The following is a 6000-nucleotide window of genomic DNA, read 5'->3' as shown; positions in this document are numbered from 1 at the left end:
CGCCTCCTGCCCCTCCGGCACCGCCCAAGATCGAGCTGCCATCCAACAATGCCGCCTACCTGAACAACCCGGCGCCCAACTACCCTGCCATCAGCCGGCGCATGGGCGAGCAGGGAACCGTGATGCTGCGCATCTTCGTGGATGCGCAAGGCCTGCCTCAGAAGATCGAGGTCAGCAAATCCAGCGGCTACGACCGTCTGGACCAGCAGGCCGTGGACGGCGTCAAGAACTGGAAGTTCGTCCCCGGCAAGAGCAACGGCACGCCAACCCCCATGTGGGTTACGGTCCCGGTCAAATTCACCCTCAATTGATTCTCAGGAGTATCCATGGATTCCCAATTCGGCATTGCCCACGTCTGGACGCAGGGAGACTTCGTCACCCGTGCCGTCGCCGTCATCCTGCTGGCCATGTCGGTGGCCTCTTGGCTGGTGATGATCATCAAGGCCCTGGACATCGTGAAGTTCAAGAAGTACGCCCGCAACGCCCAGGACTTCTGGCACAGCCCCGACCTGGCCAGCGGCCTGGAAAAGCTCGGCAATGACCGATCCAACCCCTTCCGCTATCTGGTGCTCGAAGGCCGCGAAGCCACTGCCCACCACCGCAAGACCAGCGCCCACCTGCACGACACGCTTGACATCAGCGACTGGGTGACCCGCTGCATGCGCAACGGCATCAGCGAGTTCACGGCCCGCCTGCAATCGGGCCTGGCCATTCTGGCCTCCGTGGGCTCGACAGCCCCCTTCATCGGCCTGTTCGGCACCGTCTGGGGCATCTACCACGCACTGGTCGCCATCGGCCTGTCGGGCCAGTCCTCCATCGACAAGGTGGCAGGCCCCATCGGCGAGGCGCTGATCATGACGGCCCTGGGTCTGGCCGTGGCCATTCCGGCCGTGCTCGGCTACAACGCCGTGGTGCGCGGCAACAAGTCCATCCTCAACGCACTCAACAGCTTTGCCCACGACATGCACGCCTACTTCGTGACCGGCGCCCGCGTGTCCATCGACGGCAAGGAAGCCGGCAATGTGCTGCCGCTGAAGAAAGGCGCGTAAGCCATGGCATTCGGAACAATGGATGATGACGGCGAAGAGGTGATGAACGAGATCAACATGACGCCGCTGGTCGACGTCATGCTGGTGCTCCTGATCATCTTCATCATCACCGTGCCGGTGATGAAGCATTCGGTGAACGTGGACCTGCCCCGCGCCACCAACCAGCCCGAAGACGTCAAGCCCGCCACCGTGCGCCTGGCCGTGTCCGCTGATGGCCAGTACCACTGGAATGGCGTGGCCGTGAGCGATACGCAGTTCGAGGAAAACCTCAAGGCCGAGGCAGCCAAGGAGCCGCAACCCGACCTGCACATCCAGGGCGACAAGGAAGTGCGCTACGAGCGTGTTGCCCAGGCCATGGCCGCCGCCCAGCGTGCCGGCGTGCGCAAGATCGGCTTTGTAACGGACCCCGTCAAGTAGGCCGCGAGAGCGGCATTCGTTGCCTGGCGCTCAGCGACAACGGCCCTTCGGGGCCGTTTTCCATTGCGGCCCGCTCTTGGAACAAGCTCGCGGGGTGATCAGGCGTTCGGTCGTTCGGTCGTTCGGGGGGGCAGAAACCACAATGAGAGTAAGTCTCACTTGATTTTCAATTGAGAATTGTTATCATTCACAAAACTTTCCAATTTTTGAGGAATTCCCTGCATGTCTGCCACTTCCGCCGCCACCTCGCATCTGTCCGGCAACTCCACAGCCCAGGCCTTTGCAGCGCTGCAGGCCGCAGCATCCGCAGCCCTCAGCGGGGCCGCCAGCGGACTCGACAGCACCTTGCTGCTCAATGGGCAAAAGGCTGTGACCATCGTGCACAACGGCACACCCTATCGTCTGCAGGCCACCAAGCTGGGCAAGCTCATCCTGACCAAATAACCAAGATTGCAGCCGTCGGCGGGTCATGTTTGGGTCCGCTGACCGCTTCTTTGTTTCATCGTGGGGCGACCTTGGGGCTTCCAGTCCCAAAGGTCGATTAGCCAGCCAACAGAATCTTCGGATTTTGCGTAGCCAAGCATTTTTTCCCTGCGCTGCAATGTGGATCGCTTCAAAGAAAAAGCCCCTGTACTGAGGTACAGGGGCTTTTTCTTTGCCTCATGAATCGGCCCGAAAGGCAGATTCATGCAGGGTGCATCAGGGGCTTTTACAGACCCAGAGCCGCAATGCCGACGCTGGCCACCTGGGCATCCTCGTTGGCCTTGACGCCGCTGACGCCCACGGCACCCAGGCACTGGCCGTCCTTCATGATGGCCACGCCGCCTTCGAGCAGGCCGTCCACCGTGGGGGCACTCAGGAAGGCCGTACGGCCGTTGTTGATCATGTCTTCATAGCCCTTGGTGTCGCGGCGGCCCAGGGCAGCCGAACGGGCCTTGGACGGAGCGATATGGGCCGAGACTGCGGCGGCGCCATCGAGGCGCTGCAGCCACAGCAGGTGACCGCCGTCATCGACGATGGCAATGGTCACGGCCCACTTGTTCTTCAGCGCCTCGGCCTCTGCGGCGGCGGCAATGGCCTTCACGTCGGCCAGTTCGAGTTCATGCTTGGTCTTCATAAGATTGCAGTTATCCATTCCATCACAAATGTCCTATAAGCATAGCAATCGTATGAGGACTGACAATGCATGCGCAGAACAAAACATTCGAAACCAAACCATGGCAGCGGCTCGGGGTATTGCAAGCGGCGCGCGAGCCGCCACCTAGAATGGGCAAGTCGCAACAACACTCCTTCGGAGGACTGGCCACATGAATGATCAAGTCACCACACTGGGCTCTGCGGGCTACGGTGTCTCGCAGCAAGAGCGCAATCGCGTATTGCGCAACACCTACTGGCTGCTGGCCCTGAGTCTTCTCCCCACCGTGCTGGGCGCTTGGCTGGGCGTGGCCACGGGCATCACGCGCTCGCTGAGCGGCGGTCTGGGGCTCATCGTCTTCCTGGGCGGCGCCTTCGGCTTCATGTTCGCCATCGAGAAGACAAAGCACTCGGCAGCCGGCATTCCCGTGCTGCTGGGCTTTACCTTCTTCATGGGCCTGATGCTGTCGCGCATGATCGGCATGATCCTGGGCTTCAAGAACGGCTCCGAGCTGATCATGACCGCCTTTGCAGGCACGGCCGGCGTGTTCCTGGTCATGGCCTCGCTGGCCACGGTGATCAAGCGCGACCTGTCGGGCATGGGCAAGTTCCTGTTCGTGGGCGTGCTGGTGCTGTTCGTGGGCTCCATCATCAACGTCTTCATCGGCTCCACGGCCGGCATGATGGCGATCTCGGTGGCGGCCATCGGCATCTTCAGCGCCTACATGCTCTATGACCTCAAGCAGATCATGGACGGCGGCGAGACCAACTACATCAGCGCCACGCTGGCCCTGTACCTGGACCTGTTCAACGTGTTCCAGAGCCTGCTGGCCCTGCTGGGCATCATGGGCGGCGAACGCGACTGATGCCGCACGCGCCAAGGCTGCGCCTTGCGTGCTGCAACACCAAAGGCCTCCTTCGGGAGGCCTTTTGCATGTCCGGGATCATCATTCGTGCAAGGCGGGCTCAACTTTTTCCGGGTCGTGCCGATAATCTCGTCAAGATGACCATGCCTAATCTTCCCCGCACCTTCGCCATCCTGCTGCTGCCCACGCTGCTTGCCGGCTGCAAGCTGGATGATATTCCGGGCCTGGGGCCGGACCCCCGCGCCGTCGCCAAGGAGGCCGAGGCCAAGGCCATTGGCGGGGCCTGCCGCCATGCCCTGCGCGGGCTGGAGGACTGCTACACGCTCAACCCCAAATCGCCCAAGGCCCTGGTGTTCGCAGGCTGGAAGGATATGGACGAATACATGCGCGCCAACAAGATCGAGGGCACGCCTTCGGTCCTGGGCCAGAGTGACCGCCGCCGCAGCGACAAGGAAGATGTGCCTGCCGAGCCTTCGGCAGGACGCAATCGCAGCTGATCCGGCAGGCATCCGGATCCGGCCGCAAAAAAGCCGTGGCGCCCTCAGGCGGCCACGGCTTTTTCATGCAGGGCCTGAGGGGCCGCCGTCAGTCCACGCGACGCTCGAACACCGCCATGCTCTCCACATGGGCCGTGTGCGGGAACATGTTGACCACGCCGGCCGAAACACAGCGATAGCCGGCCAGGTGCACCAGCAGACCGGCATCGCGCGCCAGCGTGGCGGGATTGCAGCTGACATAGACGATGCGCTCTGGAAAGCGCCAGTCCTCATGCCCTGCCGGCAGGGGCTCGGCGCCTTCGGCGCCGATGCGCGCCTGGTGGATGTCGGCCAGGGCCTTGGACAGCGCAAACGCTCCTTCGCGCGGCGGATCGACCAGCCACTTGCCGGCGACGCCGTCGGCGAACAGCATCTCGGGCGTCATCTCGAACAGGTTGCGCGCCACAAAGCGCGTGGGCGCGAGCTTGTCGCCCTCTGCGCGCTGTGCGTTGTTGGCCGCGTAGTTTTCATGGGAACGCTTGACCAGGGTGTCGCTGCCCTCGATGCCCAGCACCTCGCGCGCCTGCGTGGCCAGGGGCAGGGTGAAGTTGCCCAGACCGCAGAACCAGTCGATCACGCGCTCATCCTTCTTGACATCCAGCAAGCGCAGCGCGCGCGTGACCAGCACGCGGTTGATGTGCGGATTGACCTGGGTGAAGTCCGTGGGCTTGAACGGCATGGTGATGCCGAAATCGGGCAGGCCGTAGTCGAGCTGGGCGCCTCCCTGCTCCATGAGGTGCACGGTGTCCGGGCCCTTGGGTTGAAGCCACCACTGCACGTTGTGCTCGGCCGCGAAAGCGCGGAGCCGGGCCTGATCGTCCTCGGACAGCGGCTCCAGGTGGCGCAGCACCAGGGCCGTGACGGAGTCGCCGCAGGCGACCTCGATCTGCGGGCAGGTTTCGCGCGCATCCATGGAGGCGATCAGCGCGCGCATGGGCAGCAGCATGGCATCCACATGGGGCGGCAGGATCTTGCAGGTCTCCATGTCGGCGATGTAGCGGCTCTTGCGCTCGTGAAAGCCCACCAGCACCTTGCCCTTCTTGGCCACGTAGCGCACCGACAGGCGCGAGCGGAAGCGGTAGCCCCAGGACGGACCTTCGATGGGGCGCAGCAGCGTCTCGGGCCTGACCTTGGCCAGATGCCAGAGGTTGTCCTCCAGCACGCGCTGCTTGATGGCCACCTGGGCAGCGACGTGCAGATGCTGCATCTTGCAGCCGCCGCACGCGCCGGCATGCAAGCCGAAGTTGGGGCAGCCGGGGCGCACGCGCTGGGAGGATTCGCGGTGGATGGCCGTCAGGCTGGCGGCTTCCCAGTTGTTTTTCTTGCGATGGGTATTGGCGCTGACCAGCTCGGTCGGCAGTGCGCCGTCGATGAATACCACCTTGCCATCGCTCTTGCGGGCCACGCCCTGGGCGTCCATATCCATGGACAGCACCTGCAGCCAGCCTTCGGGCAGTGCAGGGGCGTCGGCGTCGGCTTCGGGCAGGTTGTCGGGGATCTTGTTGTCGCGGGGTTCACTCATGGGGCCAGATTGTCTCAGGCTCTCCGATTGCCCTGGTGGCGGCCCCCCAAAAAAGCCCCCAACTCGCTTTTGCCTCTCAGGACCGCGGAGTGCTGCTGCGGCCCAGGTCCCGCTGCCGCTCCTGGCGCGCCCGGGCCAGTTGCTCGCGTTCGGCCAGCAGGTTGATTTCGGTGATGCAGTTGAACTCGTCCAGCGTGAACACCATGGTGGCGCCGCGCTCGATCTTGTCCACGGTCTGGTGCAGCGGCAAGGTCAGGTCCACCGGCGGGCGGTTGGAGCGGTAGATCAGCTCCTGCTCGGGCGTGTAGACGGAATAGCAGGCGGCAGACGCAGCCTGCGCCAGCGCGCAGGCGACCAGCACGGTGATGGCACGCAGGTTTTGCACAGCAGTCATGGTGTTCCCCTCAAAACGGCGGCCCGCCTGTGTATGTACTGGGTGGCAGGCCAGGCTGCCCAGCATTATGGAGCAGCACATG

Annotated in this window: 10 protein-coding genes; 6 read left to right on the top strand and 4 right to left on the bottom strand. The window is 63.5% G+C overall.

Annotation, left to right across the window (positions count from 1 at the left end; genetic code table 11):
• From GRX31_RS21010 to GRX31_RS20995, 4 genes are all read left to right on the top strand, one after another.
• Positions 1-311 (top strand): energy transducer TonB (locus tag GRX31_RS21010; protein ID WP_160854636.1); only part of this gene is annotated, 311 nt, incomplete at its 5' end.
• A gap of 15 nt (positions 312-326) precedes the next feature.
• Positions 327-1049 (top strand): MotA/TolQ/ExbB proton channel family protein, encoded by a 723-nt coding sequence (locus GRX31_RS21005; protein WP_016448323.1) that lies wholly within the window; start codon positions 327-329, stop codon positions 1047-1049.
• 3 nt (positions 1050-1052) lie between these two features.
• A complete protein-coding gene (locus tag GRX31_RS21000) occupies positions 1053-1466 on the top strand; it encodes an ExbD/TolR family protein (RefSeq protein WP_016448324.1) in 414 nt (137 codons plus the stop codon).
• Between the two features lie 222 nt (positions 1467-1688).
• Complete coding sequence (locus GRX31_RS20995; RefSeq protein ID WP_016448325.1) at positions 1689-1910, top strand: hemin uptake protein HemP; 222 nt, start codon at positions 1689-1691, stop codon at positions 1908-1910.
• Positions 1911-1933: 23 nt separating this feature from the next.
• Here GRX31_RS20995 and GRX31_RS20990 read toward each other — a convergent pair whose 3' ends face one another.
• On the bottom strand, positions 1934-2155 hold the full coding sequence (locus GRX31_RS20990; RefSeq protein WP_160854634.1) for a hypothetical protein: 222 nt from the start codon (positions 2153-2155) through the stop codon (positions 1934-1936).
• Between the two features lie 20 nt (positions 2156-2175).
• Positions 2176-2583: a heme-binding protein gene (locus tag GRX31_RS20985; RefSeq protein ID WP_034399495.1), complete on the bottom strand. Its 408-nt coding sequence runs from the start codon at positions 2581-2583 to the stop codon at positions 2176-2178.
• A 190-nt stretch (positions 2584-2773) separates the two neighbouring features.
• Here GRX31_RS20985 and GRX31_RS20980 point away from each other — a divergent pair, with 190 nt between their 5' ends.
• Both GRX31_RS20980 and GRX31_RS20975 read left to right on the top strand, forming a co-directional pair.
• Entirely contained in the window at positions 2774-3466 is a 693-nt protein-coding gene (locus GRX31_RS20980; protein ID WP_012206426.1) for a Bax inhibitor-1/YccA family protein, read from the top strand.
• Between the two features lie 68 nt (positions 3467-3534).
• Entirely contained in the window at positions 3535-3963 is a 429-nt protein-coding gene (locus tag GRX31_RS20975) for a hypothetical protein (RefSeq protein WP_016448327.1), read from the top strand.
• 88 nt (positions 3964-4051) lie between these two features.
• On the opposite strand, the gene rlmD is transcribed toward GRX31_RS20975, so the two are convergent.
• Together rlmD and GRX31_RS20965 are read right to left on the bottom strand one after the other, a co-directional pair.
• Positions 4052-5524: a 23S rRNA (uracil(1939)-C(5))-methyltransferase RlmD gene (gene rlmD, locus GRX31_RS20970; protein ID WP_016448328.1), complete on the bottom strand. Its 1473-nt coding sequence runs from the start codon at positions 5522-5524 to the stop codon at positions 4052-4054.
• Positions 5525-5600: 76 nt separating this feature from the next.
• Entirely contained in the window at positions 5601-5918 is a 318-nt protein-coding gene (locus tag GRX31_RS20965) for a hypothetical protein (RefSeq protein ID WP_154833992.1), read from the bottom strand.
• Positions 5919-6000 lie beyond the last annotated feature (82 nt).

Source organism: Delftia sp. CH05 (genome assembly GCF_009827015.1).
Classification (GTDB): Bacteria; Pseudomonadota; Gammaproteobacteria; order Burkholderiales; family Burkholderiaceae_C; genus Comamonas; species Comamonas tsuruhatensis.
This window is presented reverse-complemented; position numbering and strand designations above follow the sequence as displayed.

Excerpts from the sequence above, each read along its gene's own strand:
- GRX31_RS20985 (WP_034399495.1), bottom strand. The coding sequence starts at position 2,583 with ATGAAGACCAAGCATGAACTCGAACTGGCCGACGTGAAGGCCATTGCC.
- GRX31_RS20965 (WP_154833992.1), bottom strand. The coding sequence starts at position 5,918 with ATGACTGCTGTGCAAAACCTGCGTGCCATCACCGTGCTGGTCGCCTGC.
- GRX31_RS21000 (WP_016448324.1), top strand. The coding sequence starts at position 1,053 with ATGGCATTCGGAACAATGGATGATGACGGCGAAGAGGTGATGAACGAG.
- GRX31_RS20990 (WP_160854634.1), bottom strand. The coding sequence starts at position 2,155 with ATGAATCTGCCTTTCGGGCCGATTCATGAGGCAAAGAAAAAGCCCCTG.
- GRX31_RS20980 (WP_012206426.1), top strand. The coding sequence starts at position 2,774 with ATGAATGATCAAGTCACCACACTGGGCTCTGCGGGCTACGGTGTCTCG.
- GRX31_RS20995 (WP_016448325.1), top strand. The coding sequence starts at position 1,689 with ATGTCTGCCACTTCCGCCGCCACCTCGCATCTGTCCGGCAACTCCACA.
- GRX31_RS21005 (WP_016448323.1), top strand. The coding sequence starts at position 327 with ATGGATTCCCAATTCGGCATTGCCCACGTCTGGACGCAGGGAGACTTC.
- GRX31_RS20975 (WP_016448327.1), top strand. The coding sequence starts at position 3,535 with ATGTCCGGGATCATCATTCGTGCAAGGCGGGCTCAACTTTTTCCGGGT.
- rlmD (WP_016448328.1), bottom strand. The coding sequence starts at position 5,524 with ATGAGTGAACCCCGCGACAACAAGATCCCCGACAACCTGCCCGAAGCC.